Annotated in this window: 23 protein-coding genes; 10 read left to right on the forward strand and 13 right to left on the reverse strand. The window is 58.6% G+C overall.

All coding sequences use genetic code 11. The features are described from left to right. Positions 1-10: 10 nt before the first annotated feature. The gene (locus NA78x_RS06785; RefSeq protein WP_425617675.1) at positions 11-1,555 is read right to left on the reverse strand and encodes an MmgE/PrpD family protein; all 1,545 of its coding nucleotides are present in this window, start codon (positions 1,553-1,555) and stop codon (positions 11-13) included. A 370-nt stretch (positions 1,556-1,925) separates the two neighbouring features. Between NA78x_RS06785 and NA78x_RS06790 the strand changes: the two genes are divergently transcribed. From NA78x_RS06790 to pyrF, 5 genes are all read left to right on the forward strand, one after another. Continuing rightward, positions 1,926-2,807 (forward strand): DUF1559 domain-containing protein, encoded by an 882-nt coding sequence (locus tag NA78x_RS06790; RefSeq protein WP_425617676.1) that lies wholly within the window; start codon positions 1,926-1,928, stop codon positions 2,805-2,807. A 117-nt stretch (positions 2,808-2,924) separates the two neighbouring features. After that, positions 2,925-3,101 (forward strand): hypothetical protein, encoded by a 177-nt coding sequence (locus tag NA78x_RS06795; protein ID WP_425617677.1) that lies wholly within the window; start codon positions 2,925-2,927, stop codon positions 3,099-3,101. Positions 3,102-3,259: 158 nt separating this feature from the next. Next, on the forward strand, positions 3,260-4,159 hold the full coding sequence (locus tag NA78x_RS06800; protein ID WP_425617678.1) for a 3'-5' exonuclease: 900 nt from the start codon (positions 3,260-3,262) through the stop codon (positions 4,157-4,159). Continuing rightward, on the forward strand, positions 4,156-4,812 hold the full coding sequence (locus tag NA78x_RS06805) for an RsmD family RNA methyltransferase (RefSeq protein WP_425617679.1): 657 nt from the start codon (positions 4,156-4,158) through the stop codon (positions 4,810-4,812). Before NA78x_RS06800 ends, NA78x_RS06805 begins: the two co-directional genes overlap by 4 nt. Positions 4,813-4,976: 164 nt before the next feature. Continuing rightward, entirely contained in the window at positions 4,977-5,894 is a 918-nt protein-coding gene (gene pyrF, locus NA78x_RS06810) for an orotidine-5'-phosphate decarboxylase (protein WP_425617680.1), read from the forward strand. Position 5,895: 1 nt separating this feature from the next. On the opposite strand, the gene NA78x_RS06815 is transcribed toward pyrF, so the two are convergent. The 5 genes from NA78x_RS06815 to NA78x_RS06835 all read right to left on the reverse strand — a co-directional run bounded on the left by NA78x_RS06815 (position 5,896) and on the right by NA78x_RS06835 (position 13,987). Next, positions 5,896-6,867 carry a glycosyltransferase family 2 protein gene (locus tag NA78x_RS06815; RefSeq protein WP_425617681.1) on the reverse strand — a complete coding sequence of 324 codons (972 nt, stop codon included), beginning with the start codon at positions 6,865-6,867 and terminating at the stop codon, positions 5,896-5,898. A 215-nt stretch (positions 6,868-7,082) separates the two neighbouring features. Further along, the gene (locus NA78x_RS06820) at positions 7,083-8,648 is read right to left on the reverse strand and encodes a hypothetical protein (protein WP_425617682.1); all 1,566 of its coding nucleotides are present in this window, start codon (positions 8,646-8,648) and stop codon (positions 7,083-7,085) included. 74 nt (positions 8,649-8,722) lie between these two features. After that, positions 8,723-10,333 carry a diguanylate cyclase gene (locus NA78x_RS06825; protein ID WP_425617683.1) on the reverse strand — a complete coding sequence of 537 codons (1,611 nt, stop codon included), beginning with the start codon at positions 10,331-10,333 and terminating at the stop codon, positions 8,723-8,725. Between the two features lie 208 nt (positions 10,334-10,541). Next, positions 10,542-12,098 carry a BamA/TamA family outer membrane protein gene (locus NA78x_RS06830; protein WP_425617684.1) on the reverse strand — a complete coding sequence of 519 codons (1,557 nt, stop codon included), beginning with the start codon at positions 12,096-12,098 and terminating at the stop codon, positions 10,542-10,544. A gap of 68 nt (positions 12,099-12,166) precedes the next feature. Further along, complete coding sequence (locus NA78x_RS06835; protein WP_425617685.1) at positions 12,167-13,987, reverse strand: POTRA domain-containing protein; 1,821 nt, start codon at positions 13,985-13,987, stop codon at positions 12,167-12,169. A 337-nt stretch (positions 13,988-14,324) separates the two neighbouring features. Between NA78x_RS06835 and NA78x_RS06840 the strand changes: the two genes are divergently transcribed. Beyond that, entirely contained in the window at positions 14,325-14,690 is a 366-nt protein-coding gene (locus NA78x_RS06840; protein ID WP_425617686.1) for a hypothetical protein, read from the forward strand. Next, positions 14,653-15,894, forward strand: a complete 1,242-nt coding sequence (locus tag NA78x_RS06845; RefSeq protein WP_425617687.1) for a hypothetical protein — start codon at positions 14,653-14,655, stop codon at positions 15,892-15,894. The genes NA78x_RS06840 and NA78x_RS06845 overlap by 38 nt, the downstream gene beginning before the upstream one ends. 162 nt (positions 15,895-16,056) lie before the next feature. On the opposite strand, the gene NA78x_RS06850 is transcribed toward NA78x_RS06845, so the two are convergent. Beyond that, positions 16,057-17,004 carry a hypothetical protein gene (locus NA78x_RS06850; RefSeq protein ID WP_425617688.1) on the reverse strand — a complete coding sequence of 316 codons (948 nt, stop codon included), beginning with the start codon at positions 17,002-17,004 and terminating at the stop codon, positions 16,057-16,059. A 366-nt stretch (positions 17,005-17,370) separates the two neighbouring features. Between NA78x_RS06850 and NA78x_RS06855 the strand changes: the two genes are divergently transcribed. Beyond that, a complete protein-coding gene (locus tag NA78x_RS06855; RefSeq protein ID WP_425617689.1) occupies positions 17,371-18,732 on the forward strand; it encodes a right-handed parallel beta-helix repeat-containing protein in 1,362 nt (453 codons plus the stop codon). Then, positions 18,729-19,103: a methylglyoxal synthase gene (locus NA78x_RS06860; RefSeq protein WP_425617690.1), complete on the forward strand. Its 375-nt coding sequence runs from the start codon at positions 18,729-18,731 to the stop codon at positions 19,101-19,103. The genes NA78x_RS06855 and NA78x_RS06860 overlap by 4 nt, the downstream gene beginning before the upstream one ends. Positions 19,104-19,111: 8 nt before the next feature. Here the strand turns inward: NA78x_RS06860 and NA78x_RS06865 are convergent, their stop codons facing one another. From NA78x_RS06865 to NA78x_RS06875, 3 genes are all read right to left on the reverse strand, one after another. Beyond that, positions 19,112-19,414 (reverse strand): type II toxin-antitoxin system RelE/ParE family toxin, encoded by a 303-nt coding sequence (locus tag NA78x_RS06865; protein ID WP_425617691.1) that lies wholly within the window; start codon positions 19,412-19,414, stop codon positions 19,112-19,114. Further along, a complete protein-coding gene (locus NA78x_RS06870) occupies positions 19,407-19,661 on the reverse strand; it encodes an addiction module protein (RefSeq protein WP_425617692.1) in 255 nt (84 codons plus the stop codon). Before NA78x_RS06870 ends, NA78x_RS06865 begins: the two co-directional genes overlap by 8 nt. Before the next feature lie 170 nt (positions 19,662-19,831). Further along, positions 19,832-20,968 carry a Gfo/Idh/MocA family protein gene (locus NA78x_RS06875; RefSeq protein ID WP_425617693.1) on the reverse strand — a complete coding sequence of 379 codons (1,137 nt, stop codon included), beginning with the start codon at positions 20,966-20,968 and terminating at the stop codon, positions 19,832-19,834. Positions 20,969-21,140: 172 nt separating this feature from the next. Here NA78x_RS06875 and NA78x_RS06880 point away from each other — a divergent pair, with 172 nt between their 5' ends. Continuing rightward, positions 21,141-21,284, forward strand: a complete 144-nt coding sequence (locus NA78x_RS06880) for a hypothetical protein (RefSeq protein ID WP_425617694.1) — start codon at positions 21,141-21,143, stop codon at positions 21,282-21,284. A gap of 487 nt (positions 21,285-21,771) precedes the next feature. Here NA78x_RS06880 and NA78x_RS06885 read toward each other — a convergent pair whose 3' ends face one another. The 3 genes from NA78x_RS06885 to NA78x_RS06895 are packed head-to-tail and all read right to left on the reverse strand — an operon-like array spanning position 21,772 to position 24,718. After that, the gene (locus NA78x_RS06885) at positions 21,772-22,269 is read right to left on the reverse strand and encodes a 6-pyruvoyl trahydropterin synthase family protein (RefSeq protein WP_425617695.1); all 498 of its coding nucleotides are present in this window, start codon (positions 22,267-22,269) and stop codon (positions 21,772-21,774) included. Next, on the reverse strand, positions 22,266-23,414 hold the full coding sequence (corA, locus tag NA78x_RS06890) for a magnesium/cobalt transporter CorA (protein ID WP_425617696.1): 1,149 nt from the start codon (positions 23,412-23,414) through the stop codon (positions 22,266-22,268). Before corA ends, NA78x_RS06885 begins: the two co-directional genes overlap by 4 nt. A gap of 35 nt (positions 23,415-23,449) precedes the next feature. Next, positions 23,450-24,718: a mechanosensitive ion channel domain-containing protein gene (locus NA78x_RS06895; RefSeq protein ID WP_425617697.1), complete on the reverse strand. Its 1,269-nt coding sequence runs from the start codon at positions 24,716-24,718 to the stop codon at positions 23,450-23,452. Between the last annotated feature and the right edge of the window lie 97 nt (positions 24,719-24,815).

A 24,815-nucleotide genomic window follows, 5' to 3' on the forward strand; every position in this document is an offset into this window, starting at 1 on the left:
GCAGTTCCTGCTATTTGGCGATCATTGAAAAATCGTACAGCGAGCGGATCTGCGCGGGGCTCTTCATGGCGAGTCCGCTGAGCTGGGCAAAGAGCGCCGGGACTTCGGCGACGGCGTTCTCGGTCAGCCGTTCGAACTTGTTGGCGAGCAGCGTCGCCAGGTGGGTTCGTTCGCAGCGAGCGTGCCCTTGGGGATACATCACCAGGCCGCTGGTGAGGGAGCCTTGCTCCTGGTGGACCAGTTCGATGGTGGTGGGAATGCCATCGGGATAGCGGCGGTCGTATTCGCTGCCGCCGTGGACGAACTCGATCCGCTGCATCAGGTCGCGCGTGATCGGGTGCATCAACGACTCGTCGTCATAGTCTGCCGGCAGCAGCATCAGGTCTTGCCACAGCGTGATCTCGTCGTGGGGCCGAGCTGGCGATGCGACCGAGGTCTCTCGTTCGATCGCTTTGCGCAGCAGCGTGGCGATGATGTAGACCATCGAGTGATCGGCACTTTGCCGCGTGCGCGGATCGCGCTTGTGCGGGTCGCCAATAATGCTGAAGGCCGGTTCGTAGATCGTGATGCGCACTCGCTCGAGTTGTTGCCAGGTGGCGCACAGGCCTGGATGCTTCGCCAGCAGTGAAATCAGGCCGCCGATCGCGCCCGCCGACTGATGCTCGTACAAGCCTAGCTTGAAGTGCATCCCCATGATGGCAAAGTCGCTGCCTGCCGTGGCCAATTCCAAGTCGAACGGGCTTTCGTCTTGCTTGGTGGGTTCGAACAGACAGAAGACCGCCTGCGGATTGCGGAGGATATCGGCGGGTCCGACAAAGCCGCGCATGGCCCGCCGCATGGAAGTTACCGCCATCTCGGCGGTGATCGCTGCCGAGGCACCCTTGCTATCCGACAGTTGATGCCCGTGGCGAATCGCGCGGAACGGTACGTAGTGAGCGACGACCATCCCAATCGCCGATTCGATCTGCTCGACCGTCGCACCCAGGATCGCACCATAGACGGCTGCCGAAGCAATGCCGCCGTGCAGCACGTGATCGATCTTGTGATCCTTCAGGCCATAGCACTCGGCGAGCCGGCCGCGAATCTCATCAAGGCAGAGCATGGCCCGCAAGGTTTGCCGGCCATCGAGCCCGACGAGTTGAGCGGCGGCAATGGCAACCGGGTAGAAGTCGTTGTGGCCGAACTCACCGCGCGTGTATCCCGTGCGCGGGTTGTAGCCAAAGTTCGTGCCGTTGGAATCCAGTTCGCGCACCGCCGAACTATTCGCCAGCACGGCCTTCTCGGGCTGCACGAGTGCTGTCGAACCAAGCAGCGGTACGCCGTGGCCTTCGCTGGCAGGATAGTCCAGTGCTTCTGCTCGCAAGATGTGCGGAGCCGCTGCTCCACACGCGAGCGCTGCCACACCGCAAGCAATGCTGTCGGTATGAAACTGCTCGACGCGGGTCAGCACTTCGTCGGTTGGTTCGCCGCGCTCGCCCGCAAGGAACTCGATCGCGTATTGCCCGATGCCGCGCGCCTGGTTGGTATTGCGCGGGAGGAGAAGAAGAGAGTCCATGCTGGTTGATCGCATTGCCGGGTGAGATGACCGCTGAAACGCGAGCATTCTAGAGCGATTTTCCGCCCGATGTAACTCGGTGCCAGTGACACGGTCGAGCTACGGTTCTTTAAGTTGACCACGAGTCAGTCTGTGAGGTTTGCAGCAAGCAGATTCGACGCCTGCTGCGGCTGGCCGCGAATCGCGTGAAGTTCTCGTGAACAAACCACTCGATTGCGTGGCCAGTGTTGTGAATAGTTGATGAACATTGCCACTTGTGAGCGGGCACCCCGTTTTGCCTGGCCGATTCGCTTTTATAGTCGAGGAGCCTGTCGCGGATGAGTCGGAACTGGAACGAACGAGAATGGAGAAACAGGAAATGGTCACTCGCATGTCGCGGTCACGAGCCGCCTTTACGCTGGTCGAGTTGTTGGTGGTGATTGCCATCATCGGAGTCTTAGTCGCGCTACTATTGCCGGCGGTGCAAGCCGCCCGCGAAGCAGCCCGCCGGATGCAATGCCAGAACAATCTCAAGCAGATCGCGCTGGCGGTTCATAATCACCACGATACGTACCTGTTCCTGCCTCACGCCGGTTCCGATGGCCCCAACAAGGATTGCTGCAACGCCGATGATCGCCGTGGCTGGAGCTGGGCTTATCAGATTCTGCCGTTTATTGAGCAAGCGAATCTGCATCAGCAAACGAGTGATGCAGTAGTCGCCAACACTCCAGTGAAAGGCTACTACTGTCCGACTCGGCGAGCACCTGCCCGATACAAACCGACTGCCGCTGCCAAGAACGATTATTGTGGCAATGGGGGCGACATTCCTGACAACCATGGCAAAGAAGGTGCGTTCATCCGGCAGTGGGAAACGATCAGCCCGACTACTCCCCTCGCCACGGCCATCAACCAACAACGCCGTTTGGCAGATATCCTTGACGGCACCAGCCAAACTGCATTGATCGGCGAGAAACAGGTGCATCCAACTACCTGGGGTTCCGCTGGCGGCGATAACGAACCCTGGAGCAATGCAGGCTGGGATCAATGCATCGTCCGCTTTGGCAATGAGGTTCCGCAGCCAGATTTATTGCATCCCGACAGCACCAAGCCTGCATTCTGGTCGAACCGGTTTGGCAGCAGTCACCCCGGTGGTGTAAATATGGCCCGCGCCGATGGCTCGGTGATGAACATCGCATTTAACGTCGATGCCGCCATGTGGAAGAACTTCTGCACGATTCGCGACGGCAACGTGCTTGGTTCTCCGTTTCAGTAATCATTCATCGAGAGGGCGGGCTCTTGCACCGTTCGACGCGTTGGGAGAGGCGCGCCGGCGGGGCAGGAGCCCCGCTCCTCTCGTAATCCCAGTCTTCCCACCACGAGGTAGTTGATCATGAATTGTTTGCAGTCTGTTTGTTTCGCCGGGGTCCTTGGGGTTGCCCTGTTAACTGGCTGTGGTTCGTCGACTACGGTTCCTGCCAAGGTTACCGAAGCCGATGAGCAACAGCTGAAACTCGACGAGGCACGAGTCGCCGAAGAAGAACGGGCTCACATGAAGAGTGGCAAGTAGCAGCTCATCGCCAGCCGCACCGCTGAAAACGGCTCCCCTGTATGCTGACGCTGGGGAGCGTTTTCTGCTACATTTTCTCGCTAGCAGTTTGTGAAGTCACAGCCACTTCGCCGGGCAATTTCCGGCTACTGTTGATTCACTGACAAGGTGCCGCGCTAGTGAGCAAGCCAGCCGTCAAGTTTCTGGTGTTCGATATCGAAAGCGCTGCCGACGCTGCGCTCGTCGGCAAGGTGCGTTATCCGGACGAAGAACTGGAGCCGGGTGCAGCGGTGCAAAAGTACCGCGCGTACTTGATGGAGAAGTACGAAAGCGACTTCATCCCCTACACGTTTCAGATTCCGGTCTCGGTAGTCGTCGCCAAAGTGGCTGCCGACTACCGGCTGATCGACCTGGTCGCACTCGACGAACCACAATATCGGCCGCACATCATCACCCAGCATTTTTGGCGAGGGTGGGAAGCATATCGCCGGCCGACGCTCGTCAGCTTTAATGGCCGCGGCTTCGATGTGCCGGTGCTAGAACTGGCCGCCTATCGTTACGGCATCAGTGTGCCGGGCTGGTTCAACATGCAGGGGAAAAGTTACGAGCAGCCCCGCAATCGCTACAACACCGACGCCCATCTGGACCTGCACGATGTGCTGACGAATTTTGGAGCTGCGAGGTTCCAAGGTGGTTTGAATCTTGCTGCCACCATCCTCGGCAAGCCGGGAAAAATGGATGTGCAAGGGCACATGGTGCAGGACCTGTACGATGCCGGCAAGCTCGCCGAGATCACCGACTACTGCCGCTGCGATGTGCTCGACACGTACTTCATTTTCCTGCGCACCGCTGTGATGCTTGGCCAGCTGAAGCTCGAAACCGAACATCAAATCGTCAGTGAGACGCGCACCTGGCTAGAAGGTCATGCCCAGACGATCCCCATTTTTCAGCAATACTTAGAGGCGTGGGGCGAGTGGGAAAATCCGTGGATCGAAAAGCAAAGCGATGCATCGCTGCAAACTCCCGCCAAAGATGAAGCGGCACCGACTGCCACAAAACAGGAAGAGGTCGCGCAGTGACTAAAGGGCCCGACAAGACAGGACCAAAGAAGCGCGGACATATTCGCCCGACGCCCGAAGGGGACGAGGAAGAAGTTCAGATCTCGGGCGTGCGGATCATTGGCGGGACGTTTCGCGGCCGCAATCTGCAGTACAGCGGCGACCTGCGCACTCGGCCGATGAAAGACCGGACCCGCGAAGCGATCTTTAACTTGATTGGCATCGACGTGATCGGTCGGCATGCCTTCGATTTGTTCGCGGGCACGGGAGCGCTGGGGCTGGAAGCGATGAGCCGCGGTGCCGCGAAGGCAACGCTTGTCGAACGACATCTGCCGACGCGGAACCTGATCGAAGACAACATTCGCACACTAGCCCTGACCGATCGCGCGACGGCCGTCTTCAGCGATGCGTTTATGTTCGTGCGGAAACTGCAGCCTGATGCGGACGGAACATCTTGGGTGGTGTTCTGCTCGCCGCCGTACGAACTGTTCGTCAGCCGCAAGGATGACATGCTGGCGATGATCGACGGGATCATCACCAAGATGCCGGTCGGCAGTACGCTGATTGTGGAATCGGACGAGACGTTCGACACGGCTCTGCTGCCAGACAAGATCGAATGGCGAACTCGGAAGTATTTTCCTGCGTTTGTATCGATTGCAGAAAAGACGGCGTGATATCTTCCGCCCCCGGGCCTGCTCCGGGGGTTTAACGGCTTTAGCACTAGTCGTGGACCAGCAATAGGCAATTGCCAGGTTGCGGATCCCAATCGTGAGTAGTGCAAAAGCCAATGAACCACCGCCGCAGGGGCGGTGGCGTTTTTTGAGATGTGGAAACTGTGATGAATTTTGCCGATCGGTTGATTGCTGCGGTCCAGAAGAAACAAACGCCCGTGCTGGTGGGGCTCGATCCGTGCGCCGAGAGTTTGCCGGCGGGAATGTTAACGGCCAAGGATGTGACGTCGACAGCCAAGGCCTATGAAGTGTTCTGTCGTGGGGTGATTGACGTCGTCGCGCCGCTGGTGCCGGCCGTCAAGCCTCAGGCAGCGTTCTTCGAGCAGTTGGGCCCGGCCGGATGTGTGGCGCTGGGCGAAGTGGTTCGCTATGCAGCGAGCAAAGGCCTGCTCGTCGTCATGGACGGCAAACGGAACGACATCGGCACGACCGCTCAGGCGTATGCAGAAGCTTATCTCGGGCCCGGCGACCTAAGCCCCTGGGGTAGCGACGCGCTAACCGTGAGCCCGTATCTGGGCGAGGATAGCATCACGCCGTTCTTGCAGACATCGAAAGATCACGGCGCGGGCATCTTCGTGCTGGTGAAGACTTCCAATCCGGGTGGTGGTCGTTTTCAGGATCTGATTACCGATGGAATGCCGCTGTTTCGCCATGTGGCGCAGTACGTCGAGCAACTGTCGGTGGCGACGCTTGGCGAAAATGGCTACGGCATTGTGGGCGCTGTGGCGGGTGCGACCTATCCACAGCAGTTGGCAGAGTTGCGAGCCGCGATGCCTCACACGTGGCTGCTCATTCCCGGCTATGGTGCGCAAGGTGGCACGGCGGCCGATTGTGCCGCAGCCTTTGATGAGCGCGGCCTGGGAGCGATTGTAAACAACAGCCGCGGCATCATCTTCGCGCATCAGCGTGACGCGTATCGCGAAAAGTTCGGTTCAGCCAATTGGCAAGGCGCGGTGGAAGCCGCCACTTGCGAAATGATCGATCAACTGGCCGCAGCAACTTCGGCAGGGAAGTTGCGAACGTAGATTACGCTGCTCGGCGACGCTGGCGGGTCTCTTGCACTTCCTGTTCGCGTTCTTCGCGAGCAGCCGACATCAAGAGCGTGCTGGGTTCTGCGGAGCTTTCCAGAGCTTCGCGAGATTGCTCAAGCGACTGGCGATACTTGCTGGTCGTGCCGGCATGCATGAAGCCGACAGTGCGGCCGAGCAAGGTAGTGAGCGCATCGCCTTTGGGCAAGCGGACCGCTAGTTCCATCATGACGACCAGCGCGTGGCAGACGATGGCCCAGGCTGGGTTCGCGCCCGCGAACTGACGCCAAAAGAGCCGCTCCAAGGCACGACCATGCGTGAAGCCACCGAGATTCGCGGCGGGGCGAAGTTCGTGCAGCACGATGTTGGGAGCCACAACGGTCGTCTGTTGCAAGGCGGCCAACGACTGTCCGAGATCGATGTCGGCAGCAGCTTCGCCGAGCGCTTCGTGCCAGCCACCAAGGGCCAGCACCACTTCGCGGCGATAGAAGCCGGCATCGAGCGTCGGTCCAGCGACTTTGAGCTTCGCGAGCTTCTTGCTTGAGACGGCTAGTCCCTGACCGGCGATTTTTCGTCGACCACCGGCGCCGTAGGTAACGCCAGCCGAAGTGACTTGTTGATCGTGCGGGGCGACTACCAGTGGCGAGACTGCTGCCACGCTGGAGCCTTCGAAATGTTCGAGCGCAGGCTCGGCCCAGCCTTCTTGCACAGTGAGGCGGCAGCCCAGAACGTGGACGATCTCGCTGCGGGCCGCTTCGAGGCCGGTATTGGCGAGTTGAACGAGGCTGGGTTTGCCACTGACGCGAATGAAACGAACTTCGTCTTGAAGGCCGTAGGGGTCGTCGTAGGGCAATGCGTGAACGACAATCACCTCGCATTGCGCGGGGCGATTTTGGAGGACGGAAACGAGTGTATCTTCAAACTCGATCGCGCCGCCCACACAGGGAATCACAATGGAAAGCCGAGGCACGGGGAGAACCTTCCTTGGGAGGAACTCGGCAGGCAGATGCCTTGCACGCATCATCAGCGAGTCCGCCAAAAACCATCCGTAGCTTTATGGACCTCGCTGCCTTCTCTGTTTACTTCGGCAAGCTACCGGTTTGAATTGACCCAAACCGGCTAGGGATTGCCTGCGATGCCTTGGCTGGAGCGACGGTGCTAGCAATCGCCGTCAACTTGGCGAAACTACGGTGAGGTTAACTTCAAACGCGTGTTCGTCAGATCGAGTTTGTACATCACCTGGTTGTAGTCGTAGCGCGGAGTCGGGCGTGGGTTGCCAGCAAAGGTGGCCGTGTAGGTTCCTTCGAAGTAGATGATCTTTCCTTGCTCTTTCTGAAAGAGAGGATGCTGGCGAGGGTTGTAAAAATCGTACTTCTCATGCGTGACGATCTTGCGAGCAGGTTGCCACGGACCAAGGACGTCGGCTGCTTCGGCGTACCAGATCTCGCCGATGAGTGACGAACTGCCGTTGATCTGGCCAAAGAGGAACGTCCAGCATTTGCGATAGTCGTTCCAGGCAACATTGCCCCGGTGAGGCGTGACGCGTTTGTCCGTCTCTAAATCCTTCAATTGCAGGCGAGCTTCATCCGCCTTCAGCACGCCCGCATCGAGCCAACGAGCTTCTTCGCTCGGGTCGAGTTGCGGGGCGTCTTTCTTCCAGGCCCAAACGACCTTCCCTTGCGCATCGCGTTCGATGACTTCCTCGCGGGCTTTGTTTTTTGAGAGCCGGCTACCTGATTTCAGGCACGTGTATGCTTCGTATTGGTTCACGTCGAGCACACTCTCAGCGGTTGCTGGCACGCGTAGCGTTGGCAGTGGTTCGCAGTAGTAGATCCACTTCTTCTCGTCGGCTGTATATGCCAGCGGATGACCAATGGGAAACAGCGCCGCATCTTCGGCGACAGCTCCCAGATCGTCGAAGGCTTGTCGCTGGTCATTCCAACGGCAGAGTCCGCGGCGATATACTTCGAGGGACCCTCGAATTTTGGTGTAGCCGGCAATCATCTGCTCCTGGCCATTCTTATCGGGAACCACGGTCACACCTGAGACCCAGGTCGGTCCTTCGCCGGGCATCTCGGCGGTGTTGCGAGCCGAGCCCTTGTCGTCCTGAAAGTAGGTGAGGTTAATGCCTTGCTCGATGTCGAGCTTCGCTTTCTCGGGGCGGGGCGAGACTGCACCGGCCATCTGGAAAATGCCGAGAGGGTAGCGAAATAAGTTCGTGTCGCCCCAGAACCAGTGCAACTGGCCGCGGTACTCGGCGAACTGTACGCTGTCGCTACCTTGCACCAGCGCGTTGCTCAGCGGTTGCGCGATGGGAGTGGGCTCGCCGAGCAAGACGCTATCTCGGTACTGTCCGCTGCCGGTCACCCGATAAAGCCGTTCGGCAATGTTCTTGCGGGGCAACTTCACTTCGACTTTATGCCCAGGCTTTACCTCCAACACCCTGCCCCGAAAGCCAAAGCCATCGGCGGGAAGTTCGTAGCCGTGGCTAGAGATGTGAAAGTAAACCTTTTGATTCAGCAGGTCGGGTTCGCTGAGCGCGATCCAGCCAGCGCTATCGGTAATGAACTGCACTCCGCTGACGGTCTTCAGTTCGACGAGTGGCACGCCGCGACCGGATTCCGCATCCACGACGTGAATGCCAAAATAGTCACCTTCGGCCGCAGCCAAAATGGATGTGCCCAGGCAGATGGCGGCTAGCAAGACCGACGAAACGCGAGACGAAGAGGCGGTCAGTGCAGCAGAAAGCATGGCAAGCTCCGGGCAATATCAGGGCAGAATCCTTCGCCCGTATTGTACTCAGCCCGAGTGCTTCGAGTTGCGTTCTAACCCAGCAGCACGCCCTGCACATTGGGTTCGGTTCTCTCACTCACGGCGCGTGAGCAAGCCAGCAGATCGTTTGCCAACTCTTGAACGCGCGATGCTCCGCCGACGAGGCAAGGCACCAGGTCATCGGTGGCGAGGTCGAGTCGTTCGCGTAAGTCGATCGCTTCGTCGTTGACGGCTCGCACGATTTGCAACACGCGGCGCCGAATATCGTCAGTGGTGGTCACTTCATGAGGCCGAATGGTTTCGTACTGTTCGAGGCCGCCACTTTCGCTTCCCACATTCAGCGTGTTGGTGAAGAACCGTAGCAGGCTGCCACGGGTAATCAGTCCGGTCGGTTGACCTTGCTTGACGATGACTGCGGCCCGCAAGGTTACGCGGCAAAGAAACTCGTAGATCGTTAGTGCGGGGGTTTCTTCCTCGTAGCAGACGACATTGGCTTTCATGACATCCTGGATTCGCAGTTTCCACCATTCCGGCAGCAGCATGGCAGCCATGACGTCTTTCTCGGAGAGGACGCCCACGAGTTTGCCATCGTGATCGACCACCGCGGCGATCGCGATGCGAAAGCGCAGAAAGTAACGAGAGGCCACATCGACGGTATCGGTCTGATCGAGTCCAGCAACCAGCGTAGTCATTACTTGCCGCGCGGACACATCCTGCAACATCATGGCAGGGCTGGAACTACTCGTAGGTCGCGGAGTGGCCTGCGAAAGCGACGAGAAGGTCACCACGCGGTCGCGTCCCGAGCGTTTCGCCACGATCAGGGCTTGATCGGCCATGTCGACGAGTTGCTCGGGAGTCGTCGTATCGTTCATCCGCTGGGCGATCCCCAAGCTGGCGGTAATCTTGAGTATCTGGCCGCCGACATCGACCGTCAGAGCCGCCAGCTTCTGCCGCATTCGCTCAGCCCACAGTTCCGCATTGTATTCCGTTGTTTCAGGCAACAGCAGACAGAACTCTTCGCCGCCGTGACGACTGACGACATCGCTGGTGCGACAGCCGGCACTCAAGCAATCGGCCACGCGGCGCAGCACTTCATCGCCAGCGGCATGTCCGTGCATATCGTTGACACGCTTGAAGTAGTCGATATCGACCATCACGCACGAGAGCGGGATGCGATGCCGCTGCGATCGGCTCCATTCGCGGCCCAGCATCTCGAAGAAGGTGCGGCGCGAGGCGAGACCGGTCAACGAATCGGACCGCGCGAGCACGCCCAGTCGCTCTTCCAGTTCCAAGACGCGGCGGGCTGAACGCATACGCGCCAGCAGTTCGTCTTTGTCGATCGGCTTCTTCAAAAAATCATCTGCGCCTGACTCTAAACCGCGGACGAGATCATTCAGACCACCGCGCACTGTCAAGAACAGCATGTAGACATAGTGAGGCAGGTCTTGGGTACGGACCCAGCGGCAAAGCTCTAGGCCATCGACATGGGGCATCTCCCAATCGGTGATGACGACGTGCGGGCACTCGCGCTCGATAGCCAGTTTGGCTTCGTAGCCGTCGCAGGCAGTGGCGACTTTGTATCCAGCTTGCTCGAGCCAACGAGCGAGGAGCCGCAGGATTGCGGAATCATCGTCGACAAGCAAAATCGAGGTCGCACCAGGCATGGGAGTTTGTTTCGCATTGCGCAGCCGGCAGGCTGGCTGCAACTACAACGGGAACTACAAGACCGCGAAACTCTACGTCTCGCCAGGGAAATCTCAAACCTGGGAGATTGACTTGGCGTAAGTGCGCTTTCTGACCGAATCGTCAGATCGATCCGGTCGTAACGTCTGTGACGGCAGAGCAGATACTTTTGGGTGATGCGATGTTTCGTTACTGCCGAGACAGGCCAAAGAAGAAACTGAAGATTTGTTCGTCGTCGCCCGTGGCCGAGGCCACCGGAAAGGCAAAGTCGAGAGCCAGCGGAGCTGGACCCAGGGCAGGAACATTGATTCGCAGACCAAAACCCGGAGCAACGCGGAAGTTGTCTGGCCGGACCGCGATATCGCGCTCGACGGTACCAAAGTCGCAGAACACGGTTCCCTTGACCATGTCATCAGCGGTGAGCGGGAAGAAGTACTCGACGCTGTTGAGGAACTGGAACTCACCACCGACGCGAACGCCGTTTTCGATCGGCGATGCACCACGGAAGCTAAAGCCACGCATCGTCGAGAAGCCACCCGCAAAGTAGTTTTCGTAAATCGGTGTTTGCGAACCACTAAAGCCGAGGCGACTGCTGACGGCAATCGTATGGCGCCCCGAACCGTCTGGCCGTTCGTGCAGCATGAAGTACTGGTACCAACTGACTTCGCCACGAGGGAAATCGAACGAACCAAAAGCCTGCTCGTACGACAGTTCAATCATGTGACCTTCGGTCGGCATGAAGGGCAGGTCGCGAGTATCGTGCGTCAGCGAAACCTTGCCGGTGAAGAGGTCGCTCTTCCCCAACGCATCGTTCAATTCCTGCACCGTGTTCACGCGTGGATTGAAGATGTTCACATTCTCGGCCCGCAAGGCACCGGTGATCGACATATCGGGCGTCAGACGATAGCCCCAAGCCAAACGGCCACCGTAGCGAGATTCCGAGTAGTCGTAGTAACCGCGATCAAAGTAGAACGCACTCGCACTAAAGCTCACGTTGCTGTTCATGAAGTACGGTTCGGTGAAGCTGATCAAGTACCGCTGCACCTGGCTACCCGGCTGAGCTTCCAAACGGAAACCTTGGCCCGCACCACGCCAGGCAGTGCCGTTGGCGAAGTCTTCCCAGCTAGTAGCCGGGCGAGCATAGTCGAAGTTCCGTTCGTCAATCGTGATCTGACCTGTAACACCGGCGTCGCTATTCACCGCGACACCAAACATGAAGCGACCGGTGCGAGTCTCTTCGACAAACACATCGAGCGGAGTCGTGTTCGGCGGTGGCTGCAAATAATCTGGCGCGCCCGGCATGACCGAGGGAGGATTGAACGGAGTGCCGTTCGGATTGATCATTGGCTGGCCCGAGACATTCGCGCCCGGTGGCAAAGGCGGAGGACCAAACGCACCAGGCTGATAGGCGGTTGTGGGGCCATTTGCCTGCAGGTACGGATTTGGATTCACTGCGGCAGGCTGCGGCGCGGGATAGTTCGGTGCCCCGTAGGTGGGCTGACCATAGCTGGGCTGCGAATACGCAGGCTGTGGAGTCTGTTGTGGATAGTTCTGCTGGGAATAGTCAGGCGGAGGTGCCTGCTGGGGAGCCAGATAGGGATTCACGTTCTGGGCAGGTGGATAGTTCTGGTACTGCCCGAACGAGTTCTCGATTCCGATGCCCCAGTTGAACGCACTCACGCAGGCCAGCGCAATCGCTCGAACCAGCTGGGTCCAGAGCATTCGGCGGTGCAGCGAGAGGGTCATCAGTGAAGCTTTCCTCAGATGTCGGTCTGGTGAATCGGCGCGAACTTTAGGGGAATCTGCAATTCAAGTCAGCGCCAATTCGGTGCAGAATTTGACTGATTCGGAGTTGCGTACTGGGCCTGACCAGTTGCCGACGAATATTGCTGCTGAACGTACGGCTGCTGCTGCGGATACGACTGCAGCGGCTGTTGAGCGGCTGGCTGAGCATACGGCTGCGGGGCATGTTCGCCCGGCATTTGCAGCGAGTATGGTCCTTGCTGCCCGCGCATCGGCGGCAATTGTCGAGCATGGGGATTTGGCACCAGGTTCCGCGGCGCGTTGTCGCTTGGTTGCGAGGCGGGCCACAGCAAATTCCGAGCATCGCTCTCGGGCGATTGACCACGAATCGTCGGCTGACCGCTGCTTCCCTTGGCGATCGAAGTGCTCGCACCGATCGTGGGCGTGCCCAGCACCACTTTCGGTGCTTCCCCTTCCTGAGGATTTGTTTCGAACAACTGCGAAGACTTGAGCCGGCGTTCCCAGTTGCGAATCTCGCGCATGTCGGCCAGATCACCGGGGCGGATATTGCCGGCTCGGTTCAGCACGACCGAATCACGCGTGTGCGGAAACTCGCCGCCAACGTGGACGTTGATGTCGCCGACGTAGAAGACTTCGCCTTCCTTCACTCGGTACACCAGATCCAACTGGCCCGGCTCTTCGAGAAAGCGAGGATCGGCTTGCACATCGGCAAACACATAGCCCTTACTGCCGTACAGATCGACCAGCGTATTGACGTCCTTGTTCATCTTGTCTTGATGGAAGTACTCGCCGGGCTTGATATCCATGAAGCCGAGCAGCGGTTCTGCCGGGAACTTTTCAGTTCCTTCGATCTTCACGCTACGCACGGTGTAACGTGGGCCTTCGTCGATCACAAACCGCACCGTCACCCATTTGCCCGATTCGTCGAGTTCCAGTTCGCGTCCCACACGAGCCCGGAAGTAACCGAGCCGACGATAGTAAGAAGTCAGCTTTTCGCTGTCCGAATCGAGCTTGGCGCGACTCAGCTTGCCGCCGAAGAAGTACCACATGAAGCCTGGCTTCGATTCGATCTGCGTCTTCAGGCGGGCATCGCTGGCCACGGTGTTGCCGCGAAAGACCACGGTTTCGATCCGCTCCAGGTTGCCTTCGTTGATGTAATAGACCAGCCCCTGATCGGTCGGCTTGTCCCCTTCCATCACGGTTACCTGTGCCTTGGGATGTCCCTCTTTTTGATAAAGCTCTTCGATCTTCCGGCGACCTTCTTCCGCGCTGTACGAATTGAGCGCATCGCCCACTTTCAGGCCGTGCTCTTTGAGCAGTTTCTTCTCGCCGACGTTGCGGTTGCCGATGTGCTTGATGTACTTGATGCGCGGACGTTCGAAGATTTCATAAATCACCACCACACCCGCAGGAACTTGCCGCGTGTAGGTGCGCACATCGCGAAATAGCCCGGATGTCACCAGCCGGCGAACATCGCTCTGCACTAGCTCCGGATCGAACTCACGATCCTTCCGCGTGTGCAGGTACTTCTGCACCGTGTGTTCTTTGGTTTGCGCGATGCCCAGGATTTGCACATCGGCCACCAACTGCTGAGGCTGTTGTGGCCCCGCCGCCGGTGGAGGCGGAGCACCATTGGGGTTGAGTGCCAGGTTGATCTGCTCAGGATTCGCCGCCGGCGGATAAGCGCCCGGTGGCAATGCAGGCTGGCCATAACCGGGCTGTTGAGGCGGCGGAAAATTTGCTGGGCCGTTCATCGCTGGGCCCTGTGCGAGCAGCGGTGTGCTAGCGACGAGCATCCAGCAGGCCACGCAACCCACGAGCCGAAGGCCTGTGATTCGAACCAACTTCGCCGGTGATGGTAGCTGACGCATTAGCTCAATTCCCTTGCAGGAAACAGGACAGATCACTCACTGCAGTTTCGCCTCGCTTGCTGGCGAAACTCGCTGCTGGCATCTTTCCCCAAACGATCTTTCCGGGCTGTGCGCAGGCGCACCCTGGCCCCGTCGGGACAAACGCGGCGTATCTGTAGAGAAATTAAGGCAGCCTCGCAAGGGTGATTCCGCGCCGCCCCGTGTGCAGGGTGCACGTCAGCATTTGTTGAGTTGGTTAGGTTGGTGGAAAGGTCAATAGGAGAATTGCCCGGTTGTGGTTTTAGCTGGTGAGGGCGTGGGGGTTTAGGTGAGTCTTGGGTTATCGAGGGAGGCTGCCATGGAAGGTGAAGCCGAAGGGTTGCGCGAGAAATTAGATCGTCAGCTTCGGGAGTTGGCGGAGACGGCGGCGGCGCTGGCGCGGGTGCAACGGGCTGCGGCCGGGGAGCCGCAGGTTCCGCATTTTTCGCGGATTGAGATGGCGGCCCATGAGGTGGGTCGGGCGCTCAGCCGGGAGATTCAGACGCGTGAGGCGCGGGAGTTGGTGGCGGAGAGTCCGCAGCAGGCGATGTGTCCCGGTTGTGGGCGGCACGGTTCGGTGGAGGGTGCGACGCGCACAGTCGGCTCGGTGGATGGTCCGCTCGACCTGTTCGAGGCCCGGGCTTACTGTGCTCGCTGTCGGCGAGCTTTTTTTCCCTCAGCGTGAAGCACTCGGGCTGACCGCGCGGCAGTTGACCCCGGGCCTGCTCGCGCGGGTCGTGCACGCGGCAGCAGAGACTCGTTCGTTCGAGCGGGCGGCGATCGCGCTCGACAAGATCGCGGGGAACCAGTTGTCGGCCAAGACGATCGAGCGTGTGGCCGGTGATGTGGGCCGTGAACTCGCGGCGCAGCGCAACGGGACGCTCGACAACGAAGCCGAGCACCGCGTTCCCGAAGCACCTCCGCAGTTAGCCGTGGTGCAGTGCGATGGCGGCCGGATTCACACGCGTGCGAGCGAGCAGGGCCCCGGTGTGCACGAACCCCGTTGGCGTGAAACGAAGAACGCCTGTCTCGTGCGAATGACTTCTCAGACCTTCGCCGACGATCCGCATCCAGAACTTCCGGCAGCGTTTCTCGATCCGCAAAAAGTGGCGGAATTAGCGGAGAAAGAGCCGCTTTCGGAAGTCGTTGCCATCGCTCAGTTGGCTGCCACGGCGGCCGCAAACGACCAAAACCATCGCGTTGACTATCGACCGCAGCGACTGCTCCGCACTTGCCTGAGCAGCCTGGTCTGTTCTGAAGAATTCGGTCCGCAGATGGAGCGCGAAGCGCAACGACGGCAATTCTTCGCCGCACCGAAACGTGCCTTCCTCGGCGACGGACAAGCCTGGAACTGGACGCTGCAGCAGACTCACTTCGCCGATTTCGTGCCGATCCTCGATTTTATTCACGCGCTCGGTTATCTGTATCCCGCCGCGCTCGCCGTGCACGGCGATCCGGCGGAAGTCTGGTCTTGCTACCTCCGCCTCGCCACCGCTTGTTGGCAAGGCCGCACGCTGGAAGTCATCGCGGCGCTCAAAGCCTGGTTGCGCGAACAGGGAATCGAGGACGATGAGTTAGAAGGCTCCGATCCACGCCAAGCCGTGATCGACGCAGCCCGCTATCTGACCAACAACCTCTCCCGGATGAACTACCCCGCCTATCGCCGCGCCGGACTGCCCGTCACCAGTGCTCTCATGGAATCCCTGGTGAAGGAGGTCAACTATCGTGTAAAGGGAAGCGAAATGTTCTGGAACGATCCTGCTGGCGCCGAAGCCATCCTCCAAATCCGCGCCGCAGCTCTCAGCGAAGACGACCGCCTGACCCACTACCTCGCCACCCGCCCCGGCTCCCCCTTCACCCGTACCACCAACCTCGAAACGGCTGCCTGACAGCAACAATCACTGACGTGCACCCCCGTGTGCAGGGTGCGTTTACGGCACCAAGAAACAAATAGAGCCGGAAAGCGTCCGCTGCTTTCCGGCTCAATTTGTATCTGCCTGACGACTGCTGATCCTCAGCAGGCTGGTTGACTTATCGGCAACCGAGCTGCCTTAGCGGCAAGCTGGGGCGCAACCGGCACCGTTCATTTGAGGATAGTAAGTGTAGGTCACTTCCTTTGGCTGCATCACGCACTTGGCAACGCGAACTTCGCGTTGTTCGGTGACAGCTTCGCAAACGGTGTAGGAGACTTCCTTCTGCTCGGCAACGCGTTCGCAGTAGGTTTCGGTGAAGGTCTTTTCGACCTGATTGGCCTGGCACTCGGTGAAGTTGACTTCACGAGTCTTGTTCTCGCGGACCATTTCGCAAACCTTGAAGGTCTTGGTTTGAGCGACTGGCTTGCAGACGTTCACGTTGTAAGTGTAGGCCTCTTCCGAAACCTGGTGCTTGCAAACTTGAACTTCCACTTGTTCTTGAACCACGTTCGGGACCCATACCTTGCAGGTGCGAGTGCAACCGCAGCAATCGACATAGCTGCGGCATTCGTAGGCACCCATGTCTTTGCACACGGTGCGAGTTTCGGTGGCCATGACTGGCTTGCAGACGCGGCGCACACCTTCACGAGCTTCGACCGAATTGACCATCACGGTCACGTCCTTGGTCACTTCTTTCCACGTGGGAGTTACCGAGACGTACGTTTCGGTACGGGTCTTCGGAACTTGGGCGTACTCGGTGACCATTCGCTTCACTTCGCGCGTTTGTGGCACGTTGCGATAGACGGTGACCATCTTGGTTTTGGTGACGGGCTTGTAGACCGTCACAGGAACCGTCATTGTTTCGTACACCGTCTGCGGAACCATGATCGTCTTGGTGACGGTGATTGGTTCTGGTGCAGGGGCAGGGGCTGCTGCAGCACAATCGGCAGCGGGGGCACAGGCTGGCGCACAAGAAGGTGCGCAACCGTGATGCCGGCGGCCGGCTTGTGCCGGGGCTGCGACGAGCAGGCCTCCAGCGACAAAAACCGCGGCCCAAGCAAGGGCCAATCCATGAACTCGAGACATTCCACATCCTCCACGCATTGCTCAAGCCAGGCCGACAAGGTGACTGCCTCATCGAAAGAAGCCCGACCACAGGTAAATCAAGTTGCTAGCGAGTAAAGGCACCGACTTTGCCGATTACACAGTTTGGATAATGATAGTCGGGCGCCTAGCGTATGCGAAGTACGTGCCTACGTTTCTGAGAAATATTCACGCGTCTCGAAATGATGACTAACCTCTCCCACACAGGAGAAAGTGATCGCCATGCTTAAGTCGTTGACGTTTTCGCGCCACTTATGGAGCGCGTGCGCGCTGGTTTCGTTGCTCATTTTGGGATCAGGTTGGGCGCTAATCAGCGCCGCACATCAACCGCCTGCGACCAAGCCGCCTGTGGATCGTCCGTTTGGATTATCTGGAGATGGTCAGACTGATGATTCACCAGCACTGCAGCGAGCCGTCGATCGCTCGACAGGCGCGATCGTGCTGCCAGCAGGCATCTACTTGTTGAAGAAGACCGTGACGATCGATCTCGCCCGAGTGGGCTTCACATCGCTGGATGGCCAAGGTGTCGCCACGCTGAAGATGGTGGGCGAAGGGCCCGCTTTAAGATTTGTTGGCACCCACGGCGGCACCGCAGCGCCGGAATCGGTGAAGCCGGGAGTCTGGCAAAACGAGCGCACGCCGCTGGTGCGCGATTTGGAGATCATCGGTCCGAAGACGCCGGACGATACCACGGTTGGTGATGGCATCGAAGCCAATGGCACCATGCAGATCAGCCTGCGGGGCGTGGTGATTCGTCACTTGCGGCATGCGGTGCGCCTGGTGAACCGCAATCGCAACGTCCTCATTGATGGCTGTCACTTTTACGAGAACAGCGGGATCGGCGTTTATTACGATCATGTGAATTTGCATCAATCGAACATCAGTGCCAGCCACATCAGCTATTGCCGACAGGGTGGCATCGTCAACCGCGGCGGCGATGTGCGGAATATTCACATCAGCGGCTGTGATATCGAAGGCAACATGGCCGACCAAGGAACCTCGGCGAATATCTTGCTCGATTCCACCGGCGGCAGCGTCGCCGAAGTGGCCATCGTGGGCTGCACCATTCAGCATGGGGCGAAATGCCCGAACGGGGCTAATATTCGCGTGCTGGGGCCGGGCATTGTTTCGAGGAACGGTGAAGACATCAAGTTTCAGTGCGGGAACATCACGATTGCCGACAACGTGTTTTCCGATGTGCAGACCAACATCGAACTGCGGCAAGCTCGCGGCGTGACGATCACCGGCAACACCTTTTGGCAAGGTTACAAGCACAATCTCGATATCGAGAATTGCACGCAGCTGGTGATTGGCAACAACGTGCTGGAACGCAACCCGCTCTATGGCTACACCACCGAAGCCGACAACACGTGCGTCATCCGGCAGTGCACCGACTGCACCATTAACGGCCTGCACCTGCACCACGCCATCAGCAGCGCCGCTGGCCTGCTGATCGAAGATTGCCGGCGCATGAACATCACCAATTGCACGTTGCTCGATTGCCAGGGCGCTGGCTTGATGCTGAAGAACGTCTCGGACAGCCGCGTTTCGGATTGCCTGATTCGCGACGACCTGAAGCCGGAGAGTCGCAGTCAGCCATTGATCGTGTCAGGTGGCAAGGGCAACATGATTGTCGACAATCGGCTGGTCGGCAAAGTTTCGATCGACGATCCCCAGCGGCATCATGTGGCAGGAAATTACACCGAATGATCGCACTCATTGCTCACGATCAGCAGAAGCCGCAGATGCTGGAGTTTGTGCGGCAACATCAGGCCCTGTTTGCGGCGAACGAGCTCGTCGCGACGGGGAGCACCGGCCGCTTGCTGGCCGATGAACTCGGTCTGGAGATCGAGCGGGTCGCTCACGGCCCCGCAGGTGGCGACTTGATCATCGGCGGCCGCGTGGCAGAGGGGAAGATTCGCGCCGTCTTCTTCTTTCGCGATCCCCTGACCGCGCAACCTCACGAGCCCGATGTTTCGGCACTCATGCGGGTTTGCGATGTTCACAACGTGCCACTCGCGACGAACACCGCCTCGGCGCTAGCCGTGGTGGAATGGTTGAAGCTGAATCCCGCATCGTGAGCAACGCTTCATTTGCGTCGAGACCAAAAGCTATGACGTCGTCTGCCGTGAACGACTGCGACGATTCGTACTCGCTGTGCGTCTAATTGGCGATAAATGATAAGGTACGGAAATCTGGTTAGTCGGCGGAACCGAGTGCCATCTGGGTTCGTCGGCCAGTGATCGGGATTATCGGCGATTTCAGCAAGGCCCTGTCGAACCGCCTCTTCGAATCGCACACCGGTTTTCAAACTACGTCGCTGATACCAGCGTTTGGCCTTCCGCACTTCGATGATGGCTAGCCGATGATATTCAAGTTGCACGTTAGCCATCGTGCTTACCGAACATTCGGTGCATCGCTTCTTCGTGGGGGATCGATTTCTCCAGGCCGGAATCGAGTTCCGATTCTCGGCGCTGAACTTCGGCAGCCAACTCTTCCGAGTACACCAGTTGATCGTCGGCTACATCTTCGGCAAAACTGCCGTCGGTGCTCTCAAACAGCTCGTTCGCCAAGGCAAGTCGCTCTTGAGACGACAGCTGGTTCGCTTCTTCCCTCAGCTTTTGGAATTGTGGTGTCATAGTGGGATTTTAGCTCCCTGCGATGGCTCAGCAAACAGAAAAACGCTTCTTGTCGCTCGGGTCGCTACCGAGCAATTCGTAGCGTGGCGGCAGACCTCCTGGTCTGCCGGTTCGTTTAACAGCAACTCAACCCAGCAACTCGGCAGACCAAGAGGTCTGCCGCCACGAACCTAAACCTTCTTCCAGCTGCCGCTCTTGGCGCTGTCGAGAACTGCGTCGCACACCTTTTGGGTTTCGAGTGCATCGCGGAAGGTTGGGCCGGCGGGCTTGCTGCTGCCGAGACCTTCGATGAAGTCCTTCACCTGGTGTACAAAGCTGTGCTCATAGCCAATAGCCAGGCCGGGGACCCACCACTTGCTCATATAGGGATGGTCGCTATCGGTCACGTGAATGCTGGCCCAGCCTCGCAGCGGACCTTCGACGCGGTAGTCGAACCATTGCAGGCGATGCAAATCGTGCAGGTCCCACTTCAGCGAGCCATTCTCGCCGTTCACTTCGAACGTATAGAGCGCCTTGTGCCCGCGGGCATAGCGGGTCGATTCGAACAGACCGAGCGAGCCGTTCTGAAAATGGCAGAGGAAGGCACAGGCGTCGTCGATGGTAACCTTCTCGGATTTGCCGGTGAGCTGATGCTTCCGTTCCTTGATAAAGGTCTCGGTCATCGCCGTGACATCGCTAATGCTGCCGTTGAGCCACAGCGCGGTATCGATGCAGTGGGCCAGCAAGTCGCCCGTCACACCGCTGCCAGCGGCGGCCGCATCGAGACGCCAGAGAGCCGCGCCACCTTGAGGCAGGTCGGCGTTGATCGTCCAGTCCTGCAAAAAGTTGGCTCGATAGTGAAAGATGCGGCCCAGCTTGCCGCTGTCGATGATCTGCTTGGCGTACGTGACCGCCGGAATGCGGCGGTAGTTGTACCAGACAATATTAGCGACGCCGGCCTTCTCGACCGCCGCGCACATTTCTTCACCTTCGGCCGTGTTCATGGCCAGCGGCTTTTCGCACAAGATCATCTTGCCGGCTTGCGCGGCGGCAATCGAAATCTCTTTATGCAAGTTGTTCGGCGTGCAGATATCGACCGCGTCGATGTCCTTGCGGGCGAGCAATTTTTTCCAATCGGTCTCGACTGACTCGTAGCCCCATTGGTCGGCAAATGCCTGAGCCTTGGCAGCGTCGCGAGCACACACAGCCTTGAGCACCGGGCGATAAGGAAGGTCGAAGAAGTCGTTGACTCGCTTATAGCCGTTGCTGTGAGCCCGGCCCATGAAGCCGTAGCCGATCATGCCGATGTTGAGAGGTTTGGGTGCCATCGCTGCTGATGCTCCAAGGGGAGGTGATGTGGGGTTTTGTGAAAGATCGCTAGTTTACGGCAAGTGGGAGCGAGGGACGAGAGGCGTTTCAGGAAACCCGAAGCGAGACGGCATGTGGATTTATTCAGGTGGGCGCTAGGTTGCTCGCCCTTGGAAAGTGGAGGATGGAGCGATGACGCGGTGGGCCGGGGTGCCAGAGGATCGAGTGCAGGCGGTGTTGTTTGCCGAGCGGGAAGCGAAAGCGGCCAAGTCACTCGCCGACACCGAACTCCGCTGGTACGAACTGCAAACGCAGTTGGAAGATTCTTTGGCTTAGGGCGTTGTTCCTGTTTTCATCATAAGTGGGTGAAGGCAGGTGTCACTGGTCTGCGTTTGTTCACAAACTGGCCCGCCGCCCAACCGAAAAACCGCGCCATTGCCGAGGAATACGCACATCCGAGCGAGGCGACGGGCGAGGTTTGTGAACACCCCCCAGTGGAGCGTATCGGAGCTTGCGTCATTTGCTGGGTGACTTCTGCACACGATCTGCGGACAATTTTTCGCTGAATACGCGTTTATTTGCCACCAACATTTCAAAGATCTAGGCTAGAAATAATCCTATCTACCTCAGTGACTAGTTAGGTCACGACTTCTGAGAAAATAGAAAATGCAACCGTTCGCTCCGGCATTTCACGTCGATGCAGGCAAAGGAGAAGTGCGATTGTCCTGCGAACGAATTGCGACAGAAATCAATTCTGTGCAGCCCTTTCGCTCTCCTCGCTCACGCCTCGGGTTACTGAAGCAAGTTCCCGCGTGAACAATTACTACGTGGACGTCAGTTCGCAGATGCCGATCTGGCCGTGGTTTTCGTCCACTTCGACCTGCAGCCAATGCACTTGCCAGCCTAGGCGGGCGGCGAGGCGAGTGCGCAGTTGCTCGCCGATCCAGCGAGCAAGTAACTCGGCGGTGGTGTTTGGAACGGGCAAAATGAGGCAATCGCCGAGCGGAAAGATCCAGCGGCGAGCGTCGGGCGTGAAGGTGACGAGCACTTCTTTGTCGTCGGGTACCACTTTGATCAGCGGATGACGATCGGGCAAGATCATCCGATGATCCAGTTCGTCGGTGATGGCTCGTAGTTCGTCGCGGGCGGCGATGAAGTCGATGACATAGGAGTTATCATCGAGCGGGCCGGCGATCTCGACTGCCACGCGATAGTTGTGGCCGTGCAATCGCTCGCAGATGTCGCCAGCAAACGTAATGAAGTGCGCAGCGGCAAAGACATGATGCTCTTTGTCGAGGCGAATGCGATAGGTTTCGCTCATGGCGCCTGCTCGGTTGCCGCCCGATTTTTGAGATCGTGGTGGTGCTGGTGCAACTTGGGTTGCAGACTCGGAAAGATCCAACCCTGACGATAGAAGTACACAAGCATACCGGCAATCAGGACCGCCATTACCGCGAGGCAAACGACGTAACCATAAGGGCTATGAAGTTCGGGCATGTTCAGTGGCATCGCCCCTTCAGCATAGTCGAAGTTCATGCCATAGATGCCGGCAATAAACGTCAGAGGAATGAACAAGGTGCTGATGATCGTCAGCACTCGCATCGTTTCATTGATGCGGTTGCTTAGCGCCGACATATACAGATCGCGCAGGTCAGCGGTCAGTTCGCGATAAGTTTCGACCAGGTCGACAATTTGCACAACGTGATCGTAACAGTCGCGCAGGTAGACGCGTGTGTCGTCGGTGATTAACGCCGACGCATCGCGGGTGATGGAAGCCACCGCTTCGCGCATCGGCCAGATCGCCCGCCGCAGCATGAGCAAGTCGGCCTTCACCATGTGCAGCGCATCCATCAGCCCTTTATCGGGCCGATCGAGCACGTCCTCCTCCAACTCATCCAAACGCTCGGAATAGACTTCAAGGACGGGGTAATACGCATCGATGGCGGCATCGATCAGGGCGTAGGCCAGGTAGTCGGGCCCGCGCAAACAGATCTTTCCCGCGCGATCGCGAATGCGTTGACGGACGCGATCGAACGAGTCGCCGGGTGGGCCGCCTTGAAAGGTGAGGACCCAGTTCTTGCCGAGGAACAGGCTCAGTTGTTCGGTGTAGGCCCGCTCCGAAATGCTCGCCATTCGCATGACGATAAACAGGTGATCGCTGTAGTCGTCGATCTTGGCCCGCTGATGCAAACTGACAACGTCTTCGAGTGCCAAGCGATGCAGCTTGAACATGTCGCCCAGCTTTTCGAGGGTCTGGACATCGCCGAGACCGTCGACGTTGATCCAGGTCACGTCGTGCGTCGCGAGCAGCTTGGGGATCTCGCCCAAGTCATGAACATCGTTGTCGACGACACCGGTGCCATTGGCCTGATAGGCCAGCACATGCAGGAGCGGTTTTCGTTGCGCAGGATCTGGGACGATCGTGCCCGGAGAGGTTCCGGGTTTGGTTCGTCGCTTGACCTTCATCTCGTGACGTTTTGATCGGTGCGTGCGGCGAAGCTTCAAGCGGCGACCCTTCGGAATTCGCGCGCGGCATCCGGAGCCATTCGTACTTCGAGCGGCCGCATCACGTTCAAATGCACATCGCGCTGCGGATAGGCTATCACGATTCCTGCCTGCGAGAATAGCTCGTCGATCCGGAATCGAATGTCGCTCTCGACTTCGCGCTTCGACGAACTCAACAGCTTCAACCAAATTCGCAAGCAGAAGACGAGCGAGTCGGCTGCGAAGTCTTCAAAAACAACGCTGGTTTCGCAATCCTTCAATACGCCTGGATGTTCGTTGGCCGCTTGAAAAAGCAGCCGTTCCACTTCGCGCAGTGGGGAACCATAAGCGACACCGACCTTGATATCGGTGCAAATACGGTCGTCGCTCAGCGTCCAGTTTACCACCTGATTCTCGAGGAACTTGCTGTTGGGAACGATCACCTCGAAATTGGTGCCCGTGGCCAATCGCGTACTGCGAGCACCAATCTCGGTTACTCGACCGATGCGGCCATCAATTTCAATCACATCGCCGACGCGAATGGGCCGCTCGGCAATCAGGATCAATCCGCTGATGAAGTTGTTGACGATATTCTGACTGCCAAAACCAACACCCACCGCCAACGCACCACCGGCGAAACTGAAAACGGTGATCGGCACGTTGAGAATGTTCAGCGTGAGCATGCCGAAGGTGATGAGCAGGACGTAGTAACTGATCGATTGCAACGGCGCGCGAGCTGTCTGGTTCAGGCCGAACCGTGAGAGCAGTTTCGCCCCGATCCAGCGGCTGATCATCCCCGCGGCAATGTAGCCAAAACCCATTAGTACCAGGCCACCGGCCAAAGTACCCACGGTCACCAGTCCATCACCGTTGGCACTTCTGATGATGACGATTTTCCAAACGCGTTCGACTTGATCCCAGGCACCCTCTGCCTGACCAAGAAACCGTTGCTTTAGAACTGACGCTCGATCGGTCTCGGCAACTCCCGGCGGAACGGCGGGAACTTGATTGCCAGCCGCTGCATTTGCCACCACGGCTGGCGGACTGCCGACCGGCGCCACCGCTTGCGCGGGGACCACCGCCGGAGTGCTTCGTGCTGGAAGGGGTTGAAAGCTGGTCGGCGCCTGGCTGGGAGGCGAAAAAGGCTGGAGCGGCGGAGTCGCCGGACGCGTTTCTGCTGGCGCCGCTGGCCCCGGCAATGGTAGCAATTGCAACTGAGCGGCAGCCAAGGCAGGCCAAGCGACAGACGTTAAGGCGATCAGCAGTAATGACTTAAGGGTCTTCATGGCTATTCCGCTGGCAAGCAATCGAGGTTCCGCAATTCCGACGCAAGGGAATAGCGGAATCAAGCCATCCGGGTCAAGAGAAGTCGCCTGGTTCTGG

This window comes from Anatilimnocola aquadivae, assembly GCF_049819085.1.
GTDB lineage: Bacteria > Planctomycetota > Planctomycetia > Pirellulales > Pirellulaceae > Anatilimnocola.

Bases quoted from the DNA above. Each gene is read 5' to 3' on its own strand.
- NA78x_RS06785 (WP_425617675.1), bottom strand. From the start codon at position 1,555: ATGGACTCTCTTCTTCTCCTCCCGCGCAATACCAACCAGGCGCGCGGC.
- NA78x_RS06790 (WP_425617676.1), top strand. From the start codon at position 1,926: ATGTCGCGGTCACGAGCCGCCTTTACGCTGGTCGAGTTGTTGGTGGTG.
- NA78x_RS06795 (WP_425617677.1), top strand. From the start codon at position 2,925: ATGAATTGTTTGCAGTCTGTTTGTTTCGCCGGGGTCCTTGGGGTTGCC.
- pyrF (WP_425617680.1), top strand. From the start codon at position 4,977: ATGAATTTTGCCGATCGGTTGATTGCTGCGGTCCAGAAGAAACAAACG.
- NA78x_RS06820 (WP_425617682.1), bottom strand. From the start codon at position 8,648: ATGCTTTCTGCTGCACTGACCGCCTCTTCGTCTCGCGTTTCGTCGGTC.
- NA78x_RS06825 (WP_425617683.1), bottom strand. From the start codon at position 10,333: ATGCCTGGTGCGACCTCGATTTTGCTTGTCGACGATGATTCCGCAATC.
- NA78x_RS06830 (WP_425617684.1), bottom strand. From the start codon at position 12,098: ATGACCCTCTCGCTGCACCGCCGAATGCTCTGGACCCAGCTGGTTCGA.
- NA78x_RS06835 (WP_425617685.1), bottom strand. From the start codon at position 13,987: ATGCGTCAGCTACCATCACCGGCGAAGTTGGTTCGAATCACAGGCCTT.
- NA78x_RS06840 (WP_425617686.1), top strand. From the start codon at position 14,325: ATGGAAGGTGAAGCCGAAGGGTTGCGCGAGAAATTAGATCGTCAGCTT.
- NA78x_RS06850 (WP_425617688.1), bottom strand. From the start codon at position 17,004: ATGTCTCGAGTTCATGGATTGGCCCTTGCTTGGGCCGCGGTTTTTGTC.
- NA78x_RS06860 (WP_425617690.1), top strand. From the start codon at position 18,729: ATGATCGCACTCATTGCTCACGATCAGCAGAAGCCGCAGATGCTGGAG.
- NA78x_RS06865 (WP_425617691.1), bottom strand. From the start codon at position 19,414: ATGGCTAACGTGCAACTTGAATATCATCGGCTAGCCATCATCGAAGTG.
- NA78x_RS06870 (WP_425617692.1), bottom strand. From the start codon at position 19,661: ATGACACCACAATTCCAAAAGCTGAGGGAAGAAGCGAACCAGCTGTCG.
- NA78x_RS06875 (WP_425617693.1), bottom strand. From the start codon at position 20,968: ATGGCACCCAAACCTCTCAACATCGGCATGATCGGCTACGGCTTCATG.
- NA78x_RS06880 (WP_425617694.1), top strand. From the start codon at position 21,141: ATGACGCGGTGGGCCGGGGTGCCAGAGGATCGAGTGCAGGCGGTGTTG.
- NA78x_RS06885 (WP_425617695.1), bottom strand. From the start codon at position 22,269: ATGAGCGAAACCTATCGCATTCGCCTCGACAAAGAGCATCATGTCTTT.
- corA (WP_425617696.1), bottom strand. From the start codon at position 23,414: ATGAAGGTCAAGCGACGAACCAAACCCGGAACCTCTCCGGGCACGATC.
- NA78x_RS06895 (WP_425617697.1), bottom strand. From the start codon at position 24,718: ATGAAGACCCTTAAGTCATTACTGCTGATCGCCTTAACGTCTGTCGCT.